The 17,402-nt window shown below is 39.1% G+C and carries 10 protein-coding genes; 4 read left to right on the top strand and 6 right to left on the bottom strand.

All coding sequences use genetic code 11. The annotated features are described in order from the left end of the window. The first annotated feature begins 76 nt into the window (after positions 1 to 76). Positions 77 to 562 carry a glutathione peroxidase gene (locus AAEY98_RS15935; RefSeq protein ID WP_182744738.1) on the top strand — a complete coding sequence of 162 codons (486 nt, stop codon included), beginning with the start codon at positions 77 to 79 and terminating at the stop codon, positions 560 to 562. Positions 563 to 3,793: 3,231 nt separating this feature from the next. Here AAEY98_RS15935 and AAEY98_RS15930 read toward each other — a convergent pair. The 5 genes from AAEY98_RS15930 to AAEY98_RS15910 form a co-directional block, all read right to left on the bottom strand. Further along, positions 3,794 to 5,575 (bottom strand): M1 family metallopeptidase, encoded by a 1,782-nt coding sequence (locus AAEY98_RS15930; protein ID WP_351018121.1) that lies wholly within the window; start codon positions 5,573 to 5,575, stop codon positions 3,794 to 3,796. A gap of 559 nt (positions 5,576 to 6,134) precedes the next feature. Continuing rightward, positions 6,135 to 7,106 (bottom strand): PstS family phosphate ABC transporter substrate-binding protein, encoded by a 972-nt coding sequence (locus AAEY98_RS15925; protein WP_351018118.1) that lies wholly within the window; start codon positions 7,104 to 7,106, stop codon positions 6,135 to 6,137. Between the two features lie 474 nt (positions 7,107 to 7,580). Next, positions 7,581 to 8,876: a phosphate regulon sensor histidine kinase PhoR gene (gene phoR, locus AAEY98_RS15920; RefSeq protein WP_162023578.1), complete on the bottom strand. Its 1,296-nt coding sequence runs from the start codon at positions 8,874 to 8,876 to the stop codon at positions 7,581 to 7,583. Positions 8,877 to 9,052: 176 nt separating this feature from the next. Next, entirely contained in the window at positions 9,053 to 9,742 is a 690-nt protein-coding gene (gene phoB / locus AAEY98_RS15915) for a phosphate regulon transcriptional regulator PhoB (protein ID WP_011638217.1), read from the bottom strand. Between the two features lie 196 nt (positions 9,743 to 9,938). Next, on the bottom strand, positions 9,939 to 10,883 hold the full coding sequence (locus AAEY98_RS15910) for a porin (RefSeq protein WP_101086500.1): 945 nt from the start codon (positions 10,881 to 10,883) through the stop codon (positions 9,939 to 9,941). A gap of 325 nt (positions 10,884 to 11,208) precedes the next feature. On the opposite strand from AAEY98_RS15910, the gene rdgC reads away from it, so the two are divergent. Both rdgC and AAEY98_RS15900 read left to right on the top strand, forming a co-directional pair. Beyond that, positions 11,209 to 12,120, top strand: coding sequence for a recombination-associated protein RdgC (gene rdgC / locus AAEY98_RS15905; protein ID WP_101086499.1), 912 nt, complete (start codon positions 11,209 to 11,211; stop codon positions 12,118 to 12,120). 17 nt (positions 12,121 to 12,137) lie between these two features. Further along, positions 12,138 to 12,695 carry a glutathione S-transferase family protein gene (locus AAEY98_RS15900; RefSeq protein ID WP_162023579.1) on the top strand — a complete coding sequence of 186 codons (558 nt, stop codon included), beginning with the start codon at positions 12,138 to 12,140 and terminating at the stop codon, positions 12,693 to 12,695. 414 nt (positions 12,696 to 13,109) lie between these two features. On the opposite strand, the gene AAEY98_RS15895 is transcribed toward AAEY98_RS15900, so the two are convergent. Further along, positions 13,110 to 14,936, bottom strand: coding sequence for a M61 family metallopeptidase (locus tag AAEY98_RS15895; protein WP_351018115.1), 1,827 nt, complete (start codon positions 14,934 to 14,936; stop codon positions 13,110 to 13,112). A 328-nt stretch (positions 14,937 to 15,264) separates the two neighbouring features. Between AAEY98_RS15895 and AAEY98_RS15890 the strand changes: the two genes are divergently transcribed. Further along, positions 15,265 to 17,295 carry a tetratricopeptide repeat protein gene (locus AAEY98_RS15890; protein ID WP_351018112.1) on the top strand — a complete coding sequence of 677 codons (2,031 nt, stop codon included), beginning with the start codon at positions 15,265 to 15,267 and terminating at the stop codon, positions 17,293 to 17,295. The last annotated feature ends 107 nt before the right edge of the window (positions 17,296 to 17,402 follow it).

Genomic DNA, 17,402 nt, shown 5'->3' with positions numbered 1-17,402 from the left:
ATTAGATTGCCAACAACTTAATTGCCAGCTAAGCATTTTCACATTATAGTTTATCTTTCATATAAAGGAGCATCACATGACCGCAGCTATTTACCCTATTTCCGTAAAAGACATTCAAGGCAATGATGTTGTTATGGAGAATTTTAAAGATCACGTTTTGCTTATTGTTAATACAGCAAGTAAATGTGGCTTCACCCCACAATACAAAGCACTTGAAGCACTATATCAACAGTATAAAGATCGCGGTTTAGTTATTTTAGGCTTTCCTTGCAATCAATTCGGCAAGCAAGAACAAGGCAATGAAGATGAGATCAGCCAATTTTGCGAACTAAACTTTGGCGTGACATTCCCATTATTCAGTAAAATTGAAGTCAATGGCAGTAACAGCCATCCGTTATATCAACATCTTAAAAAGTCTGCCAAAGGCCTTTTAGGTAGTGAGTCAATAAAATGGAACTTCACTAAGTTTTTAGTCGATAAACAAGGAAACGTGATTGAACGATATGCACCAACAACAAAACCAGAAGACCTTAACGCTGTCATTGAAAAACTGCTTAGATAGCCATAGCCTCTATCGTGTAATCGAAGGCCGATAATCAATGAGAATGGCTTTGGGTGATTGATGTCATGATAATCACCCTGCTTTTGCTCACGGCTTAGTCAGTTCCTGGTAAGTGAACATCTAAAGTCTGCCATATTTTCATTTAACGATATTTTCGAATAGAAGTACTCAAACAATGAAAAACCGTTAGAAAAAGTAAACTCTTAAGCCACTGAAAAATAATCAGTATAAAATTAATCTCACTATTTTGATAAAAGAATTCATTTATATTGAACTTTTAAACCATTAGGCACTCCAACTTAGTAACAGTGATATTCACTTTTGTTCATCATCTCCCTGGGACTTCTAGCGCGGTCCCCTTGATCGCTAAGTCGATCGATAGGCAGTCATTTGATTGCCTTTTTTTATGTCTGTTGATTGTACAACGCAACTAGAATGAGTTGCATGGTCTAACTTAGGTCTACCTTAGTGATGTGTTTTCTATATAGGGAAGCTCATCAACATAAGATCATAACCAGCTAACTTCACCGCATTGGCTTGCTCTCAACACACAGCAATGTGTCAATGCGCCCTATGATCGTAAATAGGCAAGTAGCGTAAATAGGCAAAGCAATATTAGCCAAGTTTGATATTACCAACATGAAATAAAACCATTCTCATCGATTTATCCCAGCTATTATTAAGAGATGGGGGCTAACTAGCACTGCGCATGTTTATCACTACACCTAAATAGGTGATGTCGTTTAACTCACAGTAATTAAGCTAATGAGTTTCGCTAAGTCGATTTCGATATTGGGTAACCTGGTCTGGGAGCTTGAAAAAAATTTTGTAAAACCCATTTTTAGGCTCTCGAGACAGCAGATGTTATGCCACGATAAACGTCATTTACATAGAACCACGTGCAACTACCAATGATGAGTAAAGCCCATTGATTATCTATTTTTAAATTTTTTTATTATTTAATGAACTATTCTAACGAGCACTAGTCAGACTATATGTAACAAGTAAGAACATGTACTCGCTAAGCGTCTTCCTCCAACGTTTTAGTGTGTATCCAAAGGTTTGATTACTGACTTTTGTATTTGCTTGTCGCGACAGTTTTATGTTCATCATCATCCCTATTTGGGGAGTATTAACACGCTAGCGCACTGTTAATCACGACCCACAAAGAACGACTTAGGCAACCAAATTGGTTGCCCTTTTTTTAGGTTCATTTTGTGTTTTACACAAATAAAACCCAAAATAGCATCATCATCGATATTTACCGCGACCATATACAGAAGCAATAGCTTACTTGAGTACACCTCAGAGCTATAATACCAATCTCATTAAATATCTGATCAGTTCAGAGTCTCTCAGGTTTTTTAATTCAAGGCGCATTGATGTAGAAATGGCTGTTCCCTTTTAAATCGATGCAACACAGAAGTGGAATACCTGAGAGACTCCTTTCTGGCGGGTTTCAAAGTACTTTATGCTTCGTTAGATGTTTTCAAAATAGAATCACTATTCGCTTCAATCATCTGCCTTGCCTACAGCACTTTGAACTCCCGCTGAAAGATCACATATTTAATAGGATTGGTATAACTAGCATAGTGATAAGTAAGCACTTAATTATAAAGACTTTGATAAACTATAATATCGAGTTTCGGTTCATTTAAATGCCATTTTTAGCTCTTAAAAACCTAATAAATCCTTCGAAAAACCAGCTAAGAAAGCAAAAAACCTTGCTCTCACAAAATAAATGTAAAAAAATTATTTTTATTGTGAACTTTCCTAATTACGCTCGGTCTTATTTATTGTACGAAGAAGATGTAGTTTGAAGTAAGTGCAGCATAATGAGTTAACCTCCTCTCCCGGAGTTAATTGATGACACTGCTTAGTGATTTATCCTACTTACCTTAAGCTTCAGTTAGGATTGAGTTACTGCTACACCGTTTTAATGTTTATTGTTCATCATCATCCCTATTTGGGGAGTATTAACACGCTAGCGCACCGTTAATCACGACCCACAAAGAACGACTTAGGCAACCAAATTGGTTGCCCTTTTTTTAGGTTCATTTTGTGCTACACATAAATAAAACCAAAAAGCCTCACCATCGATATTTGCCACGGTCATATGCGTAACCCATCACTTACCTGAATTCACCTCAGAATCAGAATAAACAACTGATTAAAAAGCATTTATAAAAACAAAAAAATCAAGTTTAGGTTAACTCTAATGCTATTTTTAATTAAAAAAACGAAACCTTTTCCAGGGAATATCGACCATATAGATCAAAAAAAATTACTCTCACAAAATAAATTAAAAAAATTCATTTTCTTTGTGAACTTTCCTGATATCACCCGGTCTTATTTATTGTACGAACAAGTATGTAATGATTAAAATGTAGTTTGAAGTAAGTGCAGTATGATGAGTTAGCCTTCTCCCCCGGAGTTAATTGATGACACTGCTTAGTGATTTATCCTACTTACCTCAAACTTCAGTTAAGATTGAATTACTGCTACACCGTTTAATGTTTATTGTTCATCATCATCCCTATTTGGGGAGTATTAACACGCTAGCGCACCGTTAATCGCCCCCCACAAAGAACGACTTAGGCAACCAAATTGGTTGCCCTTTTTTTAGGTTTATTTTTGCTTTACATAAATAAAACCAAAACGCCTCATCATCAATATTTGCCGCGGTCATATGCGTAACCCATCACTTACTTGAGTTCACCTCAGAATCAAAAAACTTAAGCACCTAATAACGATAGCTTTAATAATCTATATTATCGAATTTAGGTTAACTCTAACGCTATTTTTAATTAAAAAAACGTATCCTTTCCCCAAGAATATCGACCAAAGGGTTCAAAAAAGTGACTATCACAAAAATAAATTAAAAAATTTCATTTTCTTTGTGAACTTTCCTGATATCACCCGGTCTTATTTATTGTACGAACAAGTATGTAATGATTAAAATGTAGTTTGAAGTAAGTGCAGTATGATGAGTTAGCCTTCTCCCCCGGAGTTAATTGATGACACTGCTTAGTGATTTATCCTACTTACCTCAAACTTCAGTTAAGATTGAGTTACTGCTACACCGTTTTAATGTTCATCATCATCCCCATTGGGAAGTTTTAACACGCTAGCGCACCGTTAATGACAACCCGGAAAGAGTTATTTTGGCAGCCAATATGGCTGCCATTTTTTTTGTCTTTTTTTGATGTAAAAGGTCATAACATTTTCTTGTTAAAAATTGAGTAAATTATCTAACTGAATTTGCAATGAAGGATGATAACCAGCACGAGCTTTTTTATAGATTTCAGCTAATTCTTGTTGATAGCCTGCTATTTGTAATTCAACAAACAAAGGTCTAACAAATTTACCTCTGCCGATGCGGCATAAATAATCACTTAATGCTGGTAATACAGGATCATAGTGATTACGGATGGCAACGCGATACCAATCACACGCTATTTCGGCATTGGGACTGTTTGTTAATGTAAAAGTATCATCTAAATCTAATAACGTGGCTTGGCTTACCATTAACGGTAATTGAGTCAGAAAATACTGCCAGTGATGAACTCGCCACTCACTCACCAACAACTCACTTGCCAAAGCGCCTTTGACAATAGCTTCCACAGCCAAGTCAACTTTATCCAAGCTGCTTGATGTAGGGCCTTTAAACCATAGTGGTAATCCTTGCCCGTATACCCACTCATTGAGTTCTGGCAGGGTTAATTTATCGTGATGTTCCACCAGCAATGTCTGTTTTACATAATCAATGAATGTTTCGGTAGTAATCGCGCGAAACGAAAAATGCTCAACATACTGGGATAGAAAGCTATCGAATGCAGGCCGGCCTAATCGGCTTTCAAGTTCATGAACAAACATCGATGCTTTATCGTAGGTAAACCGATTAAATGCCAGATTAGGATCTTGGTCTTGGACATTGGCGGGTAGAGTTTGGTTGACTAAGGGAGTCGATTCCATTTCCTCTTGCAAACGTCCGTACTCGATAACCCATTCGAGTTCTGCCTGCTCTTTACCATAAATAGCTTCAACAATACGATTGGTAAAGTAAGTGGTAAATCCTTCGTTAAGCCATAAATCTCGCCAAGTCGCATTACTGACTAAATTACCTGTCCATGAATGGGCTAATTCATGAGCAACCGTGGACACAAGACTTTTATCCCCAGCAATTAGCGTGGGAGTCATAAATGCCAGCATAGGATTTTCCATACCACCAAAAGGGAAACTCGGTGGCAAAACAATCATGTCATAACGCCCCCAAGCATAAGGCCCGAGTATGGACTCTGCCATTAAGATCATTGATTCAGTATCTTCAAATTCTTTAACTGCAGCAGCAAGCATAGCGGGTTCAGTATAAATACCACTTCGAGGTCCAGTGGCTTGAAAGCTTAACTCTCCAACAGCAATGGCTAATAAATGTGTTGGAATGGGTTTGCTCATGCAAAAGGTAAACACACCATTATCTGGCAATTTAGGGTTATTTTCAGCACTCATTACCACGCGTAAACCTTGCGGAGCGGTAACTGTCGCATTAAAGGTTATGCGTGCTTTTGGGGTATCTTGTAAAGGTATCCAGCTACGAGCATTAATGGGTTGCGATTGGCTGAACAGGTAAGGCAATTGTTTGCCTAAGGTTTGTTCCGGAGTAAGCCATTGAAGCCCCTGGGCAGTTGTTGATGTACGATAATGGATGACCACCTCAGTTAATCGTTCACCCACATCAATAACCAGCTTTTGACCCAATATGGCATTCACATCACTCACATAATATGACAACACATTAGCGTCGCTGTCGGTGATACCTTCTATGATCAAGTCTCGGCAATCTAGCACTAATGAAAGTGCAGCCATTTTTCGGGTAAACTGCAACCGGGCAACGCCATTGAGTTGCTGCAAGTCAAAATTAACCACAATATTAAGTTCAAGATGATGCACGCATAAAGCATCAGTATTGGCACTTGAATGGTAATCGTGTTGTTCGTTCCATTTTGCAGTCACAAAATATCCTTACAAAGGCAATAAAACATGAAATCTAGCAAAGATAATAGCATTAGCATCACCAAAAATATGCTGTAAAAAGCCGCATTAATACCGAGTCACTCAGAGTAACAACGCTTGTCAATTCAAGGCATATAGATTTATTAAGCAGCAAAGTTAGCTCTGCACTTCCAACTTTCGTTTTATGCTGCTTTGAACTTAATGGAGACTATCGATCAATACCTTCACATTTAATGTCTACCGCTACATTGATATCTGGATTTTCTACTCAAATTTATTTTAAATAAAAATAAGTACTTTTTTGCATTCAAGGGAACTAACTGAAAAATGACTAGTCTGAATATATGAACCGAATTTGCATTACTTTATTAACAGCTAGTAGCGTTTTTTTGTTCATCATCATTCTCCTATTTGATAGTAGTAACAATCTATCGACAGTATTGCCCTTAGCAATAGCAGCAACCTCTTAGTTAGGTTGCTTTTTTTTATTTTTTTTTCAACAAAAAAAAACAAAAAAGGCCTCAAAGAGGCCTTTTTAAGTTTACGGAAAGTTCGCTAATTAAAGCTTGATACCTACTTTCTCTAAATCTTTAGTAATTACAGATGTTGGTAATGGAACATAACCATCTTTCTCAACAATTTGTTGACCTTGCTTAGACAATACGAAGCGTAAGAATTCACGATCCATTGGCGTTAGGTCTTTGTTAGGATGCTTGTTCACATAAACATATAAGTAACGTGAAAGTGGGTAAGTACCGTCGGCAGCATTCGCAGCTGTGGCTTCGATAAACTTATCACCCTTCTTAGAGACAGCGACCGCTTTTACACCAGCAGTTTTATAACCAATACCTGAATAACCAATGGCATTCAATGACTGTGATACAGACTGAACAACTGAAGCAGAACCTGGTTGCTCATTTACGTTTGGACGGAAATCGCCTTTACATAACGCTTTTTCTTTAAAGTAACCATAGGTACCAGACACTGAGTTACGACCGTAAAGCTGAACATCTTTTGCAGCCCAGTTACCATCTAAACCGGCATCACCCCAACGGTTAACTTCTTTACCGCCACACTTATGTGTAGAAGAAAAAATTGCATCAATTTGTTCAATGCTTAAGCCTGTTATAGGGTTATCTTTGTGTACGAATACAGCTAACGCATCGATTGCAACACGAACTGCCGTTGGCTGGTAGCCATAATGCTTTTCAAACGCTTCAACTTCATTAGGCTTCATCTTGCGGCTCATTGGGCCGAACTGAGAAGTTCCTTCAGTTAACGCTGGTGGCGCAGTAGAAGAACCTGCCGCTTGAATTTGGATATTAACGTTAGGGTAAATATGTTTGAACTCTTCAGCCCATAACGTCATCATATTTGCTAATGTATCAGAACCAACAGAAGACAAGTTACCAGAAACACCACTTGTTTTTTCGTATATTGGTAAAGTAGGGTCAATAGCAGCCATTGATGCTGCTGAGAATACGCCAGCGGCTGTAAGAGTAATCGCGCCGACAAGTTTGTTCAGTTTCATTTTAATGCTCCAGAATTAAGCGTACTAAGTTTTTAAAACGTAGTCAGTATCGACCTCATTGATGACAAGTCTATGACATTGACATGACAGTTGTGTGACACCAGCAGTAAAACTGTCTTATTTGACAAAACAAAAACAAAGCCAATTAATATCAACAACTTAATGGATATAGGTAATAAGAAATTATTTAGTACAATAGATAAACACCCACTAAACACATTACAAACAAGATAATTACTGCTTAAAATTATAGCAATAACGCTACATTATGACATTCATCATACCGGTTTAATTGATGCAATTTATGCAATACCAGCGATTGATTCAACGCCATCTCTCTAAGACTAATTACATTAGTGCTCCTCAGCGGTTTTGAACTGATTAGCTCATTATCATTTGCCATTTGAACTGAGGAGCAGCAATAAAAAAACAGCACGTATGCTGTTTTTTAAGGATTGAAAATCTAGAGGCTAGCTATTGTCGAACTAACAAGTGCGCTGGAATAACAAAGCTGAAGATACTGCCTTTGCCATACTCACTTATCACCTTAAGCTCACTGTGATGATGGTTTAAAGCATGTTTTACAATCGCTAGCCCCAAACCACTGCCGCCAGTTTTACTTGAACGGGCATTATCTACTCGATAAAAGCGTTCAGTTAAGCGGTTAATATGTTGTGGAGCGATACCCACTCCAGTATCGGTCACCGAAAACAACGCTCCGGTTGCAACACTTTTCCAATTAACCGAAATCGTTCCACCAGGAGTGGTGTAACGTATTGCATTTGAAATCAAGTTGGAACAAGCACTGCGTAATTGCAATTCATTACCATGGGTATTCAAACCGGGTTCGCAATTAAACACTAATGTATAGTCGGTGCCAGCAAGAGCTTTAGCTTCTTCTTTAAGAATTTCCATCATCAATGACATATTGACCGTTTGCGATAAATCAATATCAACCGCGTCTTCAATGCGCGACAGTGCCAATAACTGTTCAACCATCGACTGCATCCGAGTCGTCTGTTGCTGCATCAATGATAGTGGTTTGTGATTAGGAGAGTCTGCATCTTCCATAGTTTGCATAATTTCTAAATACCCCTGTAATACTGTCAATGGGGTCTTAAGTTCATGGGAAACGTTTGCCACAAAATCTTTGCGCATACCCTCTAACTGATGAATTCGGGTGACATCTCGAGCGATTAACAGCAATTGTCGATCACCATAGCTCATTACTCGAATTTCAAGTAAACGCTTATCGGACACGGGAGAAGGGATTTCTAATGGTTCTTTGTATTGTGCTTTCTTTATATAAGTCGAAAAATCAGGATGGCGAATAAGGTTATCAATTCTCTGACCATTATCCTGAGGCCAAACAAAGCCTAAGATTAACTGAGCGAGCTTGTTACACCATAAAATATTATGTTCGGCATCAAGCACTACAGCCGCATCAGGCAAGGCCTCAGCGCCTTGACGAAAACGGGCTAACAACGTAGCTAACTGACCCACTCTTCGTCGATTCTTGCCCTGCAGGCGATATATTCCATTGAACACGCCCTCCCAACTTCCCCGCCCTTGTGGAGGCGTAAGCTTTTTATCTTTCCATAACCAGAAGTTTAAACGAGTAATTTGACGATAATGCCACACAAGTAATGCAATCGAGCCTAATAGCATAACGATAACAACTTGATTGAATAAAGCGCCGATAAGCATGAATAAAACAAGCAATATAGCTAACCGGAAAAATAAACGATATCCAGAGTACGAGATAAACATAGGCTACCTAAATACGAAAGTAACGCCGCCAACACATTCAGTGCCGTTACTGATTATTAGGGCTAACGAGGAACCACAAGATAGCCTAAATCGACTATTATGGCTAGACAGCGAAAAAAACAGTTTTTAAAAAGCTCTGCCTAGCATGGCAGAACTTTTCGAGCCGCCAATACGAATTACATTCTGGTTGAAAATCGATAACCAGCACCACGAACAGTTTGGATCAATTTATCATGTCCACCCTCTTCTACGGCTTTTCGTAAACGTCTGATGTGCACATCGACAGTTCGATCTTCAACATACACATTGGTGCCCCAAACGTTATCGAGTAACTGCTCTCGACTGTAGACTCGCTCAGGATGGGTCATAAAGAAATGCAATAAGCGAAACTCTGTCGGTCCCATATCGAGCACGGCGTCACCAACGGTCACTCTATGACTCACAGGGTCGAGTTGTAATCCTTGCACATCAATAGTTTCTTCTAGGCGCGTTGGTGCGCTTCTGCGCAAAACGGCTTTAATTCGTGCGACGAGCTCTTTAGGTGAAAAAGGTTTAGTTATATAGTCATCAGCGCCCACTTCAAGGCCTTTGACTTTATCTTCCTCTTCTCCACGAGCTGTCAGCATAATAATCGGGATCTGACGCGTAAATTCATCTTGCTTTAAACGTTTAGCTAATTGGATGCCACTACCACCAGGGAACATCCAATCCAATAAAATTAAGTCAGGGTATGGCTCTTTAAGCAACTCAATTGCTGAATCAAAATCTTCAGCTGCAGCTGTCGTAAAACCATGTTGATCCATCACAAATGTCAGCATCTCACGGATTGCTGATTCATCTTCTACTATTAATATCCTAGCTGTCATATTGGGTTTCTACGTTAATTTGCCACGAGACTATTATTGGACACTTTTGTTACAGATTTATGATCTAACAGCTGATTCTGGCATTAAATACGCCTTTCTGTCATAAAAAATTCATTGCTGTTAATGCAATGTAACAAAAAAAGGGCCTAAGCCCTTTTTAATTGATTGAAGATTTAACCATCACATGATGACTGGTTTAGAACTTATGTTCGATACCAATACCAACATAACTATCATCTTGGTCATTTGAATCAAACGAGTTGGCTGTGTAGAAAGCAAATAGTTTAGTTGGTTTACCTAGTTTGTAGTCAGCACCTACAGACCATGAATCGCCTTTGTTTTCCATGTCGACATACTGAGCTTTTAATGTCACATCATTGATGTCATAAGCTGTACTTAATAAGAAACCGTTATCTGTTACACCGCTATCTATTGCTTCTTGTTGCTGGTACATACCACCAATAACTAAGCCAGCAACTTTACCTTGAACCGTTGCACGTGCAGTGTCATAACCTTTTACTTTTGAATCATAAGCAATCGCTGCATATATTGGTGTACTTTTAAGACCTGCATCACCGTACATTACAGCCATGCTCACACCATCTTCACCAGTTGTATTGTCACCAACAACTTGGTCTGAATCGCCAGATGCAACATACGTGACACCCGCTTGAAAATCACCAAACATAGGTGTGTAGTATGTCGCAGTTTGCGCCATACGGTTTTCACCTTTGAACATGTTTTTTACGTCACCAGATAAATCGTTAAACTGGTCAACTTTACCTTGAGATACTTTAAGGATAGTGTCGTTACGACCTACAGAAACGGCACCAAAGTTACCTTTTAAACCAACAAATTGGTTACGAGCTAAAAAGTTTTCTTTGTCATCATCACCGGTATTAACTTCGTATTCGATGGTATAGAAAGCTTCTAATGATTTGCTTAACTCAAACTCACCGGTTACACCAAAACGTGATGCATTACTTTGAATAGTTGTTTCAGTTTCATCATTAACATCATTAGACTGTGCTGTAACATTTAATTTTCCATAAACTTGTAAAGGATCTGCCGCATAAGCACTTGATACTAAAGAGGCTGCCATTGCAGAGGCTAATAGAGTTTTACAAAAAACATTCATCATTTCATCCTTTCGACGCATATTTCGTCATGGTTATTCTGGGTTAGTTGTATCGGAACGAGCAGAATTTTGCCTTGCGAATGTTTCAGAAATATTGCAATGCTTGATTAAAAATGAATATTTGCCATACCGAACCACATTATTGCGCAGTAGATCTAGCTACAGCGGTGGTTTCAAGGAAGTTTGGGGGAATGTGACAATTTGATGAATTCTAACCCTAGTGACGACAGCGGTGGTATTATTAGTGTTTTTTTGTAGGTTTACCGCTTTGCATCTATCCCGTAAACTGCAGTAACTTATTTTTCCTGTTAATTAATGAGAGCCTTCTATGTGGTTTAAAAATCTCACCCTGTACCGTTTCAACAAACCTTTTACGACAGATACCGAAACATTAGAAAATGCCTTAGCTGATTTCACTTTCTCTCCTTGTTCAAGCCAAGACATAAGCAAGTTTGGTTTTTCTAATGCCCTAGGCAAAAAAGGCCAGGCATTAGTCCATAGTGCCGAAAATCGCTATCTAATTTGCGTCACGAAAGAAGAAAAAATTCTCCCAGGCCAAGTAATCAAAGAAGCCTTAGATGAAAAAGTGGCAGAGATTGAAGAGTTAGAAAATCGTAAAGTCACTAAAAAAGAAAAAGACACCATTAAAGACGAAATCACCACAACATTATTACCTCGTGCATTTTCTCGACGTAGCCAAACTCATGCACTCATCATGCCTGAGCTAGAAATGATTTTAGTTGATAGTTCTAGTGCGACTAAAGCGGAAGAGTTGTTGGCACTGCTTCGTAAAGCGATAGGTAGCTTACCGGTTATCCCGCTAAGTTATGCCACACCAATCGAATCAACGTTAACGCAATGGTTGCAAGCGGGTGAAGCACCGGCGCCATTTGAAATGCAAGATGAAGCCGAGCTTAAGTCAGACTCTGATGAAGGCGGTATCGTTCGCTTTAAACAACAAGTGCTTCAAGAAGATGAAGTGCTTGCCCATATTGCGACAGGTAAGCAAGTGCACAAATTGGCATTGCATTTTGGTCAGTCGATTGCTTTTTTAATGCAGTCTGATGCCAGTATTAAACGACTTAAGTTTTCTGAAGAGTTTAGAGCAGGTAGTGATGACGTTGGTACCGAAGATCCATTAGCACGTTTAGACGCTGACTTTGCCTTGATGGGCAGTGAATTAGTGGCTTTCGTCAACGCGGTAAATCAAGCATTTGGTCCTTTAGAGCAAAGCGTTTAATACCATAAGGGTATCCCATGAAACTTTACGGTAGCTTTACGTCTCCCTTTGTCCGGCATTGCCGAATAGCCTTATTGGAATCAACATTAGATTATCAATTTATTGAAACAGATCAGGCTAGCAGCGCAACGCTATCCCCTACAAAACGGGTTCCTTTTTTACACGATGGAGAGTTATCGTTAACGGATTCAAGCGCTATATTGCGCTACATCCGTCATAAGTCATCAAAAACGTACCTTGATACCGTGGTAGAACTTGATCAGTTTTGCATGATCAACACTGCTCTAGACAGTTCAATTAACTTGTTTTTCTTGTCTCGTGATGGCGTTGATATTGAACGTTTTGATTACACAATCAGACAAGCACAACGCATTAACGCAACACTAGCTGAATTTGAAAAATTCGAACTACCTCTATACGGACCGTTTAATGATGTGCAATTGCGTTTAGGTTGTTATTTAAGTTGGGCGGTTTTCCGCCAACGGATTGATATCGAAGATTATCCAAAACTGAAAATATTTTTAGCCACAATAGAAAAAGAGCCATTTTTTATCGAAACAGCTCCTCCGGCGTAACCATCATACAAAAATGCCCTGTTCTCAGGGCATTTTATTTATCATAACGGCTCGCATCTCAATACTGAATGACATATTCAACCAAGCCACTTCAACATGCTCGTTTCAAAGCCCCGTAGGATAACTGAACAAGGCAGTGATTGAAGAGAATTAATATCACTATTCTTAGAGCGCTGCGCTGCTAGGACGCTACGCGGCTAGATTCTATAAAAGCAGACAGCACAGCGAAGCTGTCACAACCGCTTGAGGTAGCAAGCGGTGACGAGCGAAAGGGCGATAACAAGCCAAGAGCTTAGCCGCGAGACCGCTTTATCCGTGAGCGCAGCGTTCGCTTGTTATCGTTTCTGAAGCGTCCCTTCTCCACATGCTGGATCCTGCATTTCAAGGTCGTTTGGGTATATGCAAATCAACATTTTAGTCAGTAGTATTAATCCACTCACCCTTGTCATCAAACGGCCATTCAACCCCCAACCATGCTTTATAAAACGCTTTCTGCGCATCAGTTACCTTATCTACGGATGCAATTGATAAGTCATCTTTAGGTTGTTCAGTCAGGAGTAAACTCACTTCCTTTAACCGCTCATCCCTGAATATGCTTAGTTTAATCGTATCACCAACATTAAAATCATTAAGACGTTTAGTTAAACCATCCGCGGTAACCTTTAAACCATTAACAGCAACAATTTCATCTCCGGCAGCAACACCAGCATTCCAAGCGGGGCCATTTTTTAGCACACTCGCAATAATTAAATCGTTATATAAGCCAGACAACATCATTCCGGCATCTACTTCTGTTTTAGGAGATTTACCATAAGTCGTGATCAAACCAGCATGTGCCAACAAGTCATCAAAAGATAAACTAAACGGTTGGTTTACATATTCAGCCCACCACGACTGGTAATCTTTACCAGAAAGATTTTTTAAAATAGATTGCACGTCCGCGACGTTATAACTTAATGGAATTTTATATTGTTGATAAAGTGCTTTATGGACATCTCTATATGAATGAGCAAGTTGCGTATCGCTTAGCAAACTAAAATCAAGTGCCATTGAAGCCAAGTAACCTTCAGAGTAAATATTCACACTGTGATTAACCGCATAATCGCCCCAAGTGCTACTCCACTGGCCTAAACTGGCTTCTGCGACAGATTGGACTTCACGACCTGGGTTATGTTGATTAAGCACAATACGTTGACTTAAATCGTCAAAGAACTCTTTGGCGGTTATCACTCCAGCGCGTAACAATAACTGATTTTGGAAATAACTGGTGGAGCCTTCAGCCATCCACAGTAAATCGGTCATATTTTCCGACTGATAATCATACGGAACCAGCCCTTGAGGTCGGTAAGCTTTAACATTCCACGTATGAATAAACTCATGCGAGGCGGTACTGATAAAGCGTAAATAATCTTCGCGTTCACGAAAATTAAATCGTGGTAATTGGATAATAGTAGAATTGAGATGCTCTGTTGCACCACGAGCACCGCTGGTTGCATGCACCATGTACACATATCGTTTAAATGGATAATCAGGCCAAATAGCCGATGCCTGACCACTGATTTTGGTGAGATCTGTTACAATTTTTTGAGTATCGTAATTACCTTCACCCCAAAATACCACGTCGTAATCACGACCGTCAGCCTCAAAGCTGACATGTTGGTTTATGCCTGTTTCTATCGGTGAATCAACTAACACATCATAATTGGCCGCTTTAAATGAATGTGATGTGCTGCCTTTATCCATGCCAGAGTAACTTTTCCAACCTTCAGGAACTTCCATGTTGACCGTAACGGGTTGCTGACGAAATGCAGGGCTATACATAAATACACCACTGGCATCTAAAAAAGCATGGCTACTATCAATGTGACGTAAACGATCACCAAGCTCATTGGCATGTAATTGATATGTCACCTTCACCGATGTAGGTTTGGTTAAGGCGATTTGCCATTCGCCACTGGCAGTGCGTTTCCAAGGTAATGATTGTCCTTTACTGTCGGTCGCATTAAACAACCTTACGCCATCTGCAACGGGTAATACTTGATAACGACCTGTTCGCCATACCGGTAAATTGACCGTTAATACATCCGAATTGGTTTGAGGGAATGACACACTCACTTGGGCTAAATGGTGTGTGGGCTGGTTAATATCGATATGGTAATCGACATCTGCAAGTGCAGGCATTGCCCAACTCATCGAAAAAATAGCACTGCTGGTTAAAATTGCAAGAGAAGTAGGTTTCACTCTAGGTTCCTTCTGGTATGATTCTATTGTTTTTATTTTAAATTCCGAACAATTATAACGATCTAGACTCATTAACACAGTGGCAATTTGCAATTTAATGGAAAACACCCGGTGAGAACATCTGACTCAGGTAAATTTATTTATTCATTCCACGTAAAAATGAAGTCCACGTTAACTAACACTATAAAAGGTATCTCTTACTATGCTGCGATGTTTTCCTCTGGTCATATTATGTTCGATACTATTAAGTTCAGTGGTTTCAGCAAGGGATATTGAGCAGCAAGAAATATTTTTCAAAGAAAATCCTCAAAAGCTGTATACAAAACTAATGAAGGCCACAGAGTTTCCTTTACAATTTTCAAATAAGGAGGAATTTGAGCAAGCCGCAAATGAATTAAGTTACCCACCCAATGAACTTCATCGCGATTTAGAGCTGCTGGCTCGACTGAATTTAGAAGCAAAGCTTACATCACCTACTAAGTATAAAGACGCTAAATTGCTCATAACACAATTAGACGCCATTGCATCAACCACACTTGAGCAAGCCGTCGTCATCATGCTTAAAGCGCGAATTAAAGGCCGTCAAAACCAAGAATATAATCAGGTGATTGTTGAATCAAATAATGCGTTGAATATGGTTAATACAGATGTCAGTTTAGAAAGTACGCTATTTAAATCAACACTTCATGAACAACTCAGCATGTTACATTCATTGCTACTTCAACCTACGCCGGCATTTTCTCACTTAAATCGTTACCGCGATATCGCTTACCAATTACACAATAATTATTTTATCTCCGATGCCGAAACCCAGTTAGGTCGTTATTACAATCTTAATGGCGATCAAGCCAAGTCACTCCAGCACTACAGTGAAGCATTTCGTTTAGCCAATAGTCTGGATTACCCCGGAATTAAAGCCCATACACAACTTAATCTTGCGCGTACATACCGAGATTTAGAACAATGGGATGATGCCCTAAAATATGCCCATAATGCTGCCGAAATACTTCAAGCGATAGGTCAAGATGTCTACCTAGCAGAGACCTTGACGGTCATCGCAATGATTTACGCTGGCCAAGATCAATGGAATAAAACCATCGACTATTATTTAAATGTCCAGCAAGTTAATGAGCGTATGGGAAATGAAATCGCCATAGGGCTCACATACCACAACTTAGGCGAGGCTTACTTCAAATTAAATAATATCCAAGCAGCATTGAACGTAATGCAACGTGCAAATGATATATTTAGAGCTCGGAAAGTAGAACATTACTTAGTCCATAATGAACTACTATTTGCCCAAATAAATACCAGTGAAGGCATGTGGAATGAGGCTATTGATCATGCGAGCAAGGCTATTGAACTGGCTAAAAAGAAACATTTAAATGATGTGCAAACAGAAGCATTAGGCTATTTATCTACCGCATATCGCAAAACAAACAACCTCAATGCAGCACTTGCAACAGTCGATGCCATTGTTGAGCTGATCAACACATCGCAACAAAAAACCGAACAAACAAATGATTTTTCTGAACTCACTGAACAAAAATTAAAATTCGAACTGGGTTTATTACGTAATAAACTACATCAACAAACGGCAAAGAATAAATATAGTCAATTTATCATTTTAGTATTAATTATCGGTTTCAGTATTGCGATTATCGTGTTGTTTTTTATCTACAGAAAATTTCAACAGCGAAATACCTTATACCTTAACGCCCAACATTTAAATACCATAGACCCGATAACGCAAACCCAAGGTTACAGGGCGTTTATTCAACGCATCAGCACTCTTAAACACACTGAGTCTAAAACGATCGCGTTAGTGAATATCAATAAATTAAACAATATTGATATTCAACTTGGGCTCACTGAATCTATCGCATTGATGCAAAATTTTAATAGCCTGTTCAGTAAACACCTAGACACTGAAGTGTATATAATACGTTCAGGAATGATTGCATGTTATTTCGATAAGCAATACGACGCAGAAAATATCTTACATGCTGCAATTGATTGCCTTAAACAATTACATGAGACCCAATTTACTATACCAAATTTTGCTAACATATCCGCGGTCCAACATGCCAGTATTGGTCACATTAATTTGCCACTACTGGGTAACCCAGATGCCAGCATCAGTGCTGAATTACAATTTGAAACATTGCAATACGCACTGGCTGCAGCCATGGAAATAACTGAGCAACCCGCTTATGTGTCATTGCGACCACTTAATTTCGCTCCAGCGGCTGTTTTTATGCGCCCACTTTATTTAAATCTGACTCAAGCACTTAATCGCGGCATCATTCGTGCAGAAAGTAATCGTAACACCCAAGAGATCAACTGGCCGAAAAACTAATCGATTAATAAACATGCTATTGTGACCAGTTATGAGATTTTGTACGGTAATTGGATTTGCTGCACAACATTATTGAGATAATATTACTATAATGTTAATCGATGATA

The organism is Shewanella sp. AC91-MNA-CIBAN-0169, from assembly GCF_040310165.1.
GTDB lineage: Bacteria > Pseudomonadota > Gammaproteobacteria > Enterobacterales > Shewanellaceae > Shewanella.
The sequence above is the reverse complement of the archived record's forward strand: the minus strand, read 5'-3'. Positions and strand labels throughout refer to the sequence as shown.

Coding starts and splice junctions, on each gene's coding strand:
- AAEY98_RS15935 (WP_182744738.1), top strand. CDS start 77: ATGACCGCAGCTATTTACCCTATTTCCGTAAAAGACATTCAAGGCAAT.
- AAEY98_RS15925 (WP_351018118.1), bottom strand. CDS start 7,106: ATGAAACTGAACAAACTTGTCGGCGCGATTACTCTTACAGCCGCTGGC.
- phoR (WP_162023578.1), bottom strand. CDS start 8,876: ATGTTTATCTCGTACTCTGGATATCGTTTATTTTTCCGGTTAGCTATA.
- phoB (WP_011638217.1), bottom strand. CDS start 9,742: ATGACAGCTAGGATATTAATAGTAGAAGATGAATCAGCAATCCGTGAG.
- AAEY98_RS15910 (WP_101086500.1), bottom strand. CDS start 10,883: ATGATGAATGTTTTTTGTAAAACTCTATTAGCCTCTGCAATGGCAGCC.
- rdgC (WP_101086499.1), top strand. CDS start 11,209: ATGTGGTTTAAAAATCTCACCCTGTACCGTTTCAACAAACCTTTTACG.
- AAEY98_RS15900 (WP_162023579.1), top strand. CDS start 12,138: ATGAAACTTTACGGTAGCTTTACGTCTCCCTTTGTCCGGCATTGCCGA.
- AAEY98_RS15890 (WP_351018112.1), top strand. CDS start 15,265: ATGAAGGCCACAGAGTTTCCTTTACAATTTTCAAATAAGGAGGAATTT.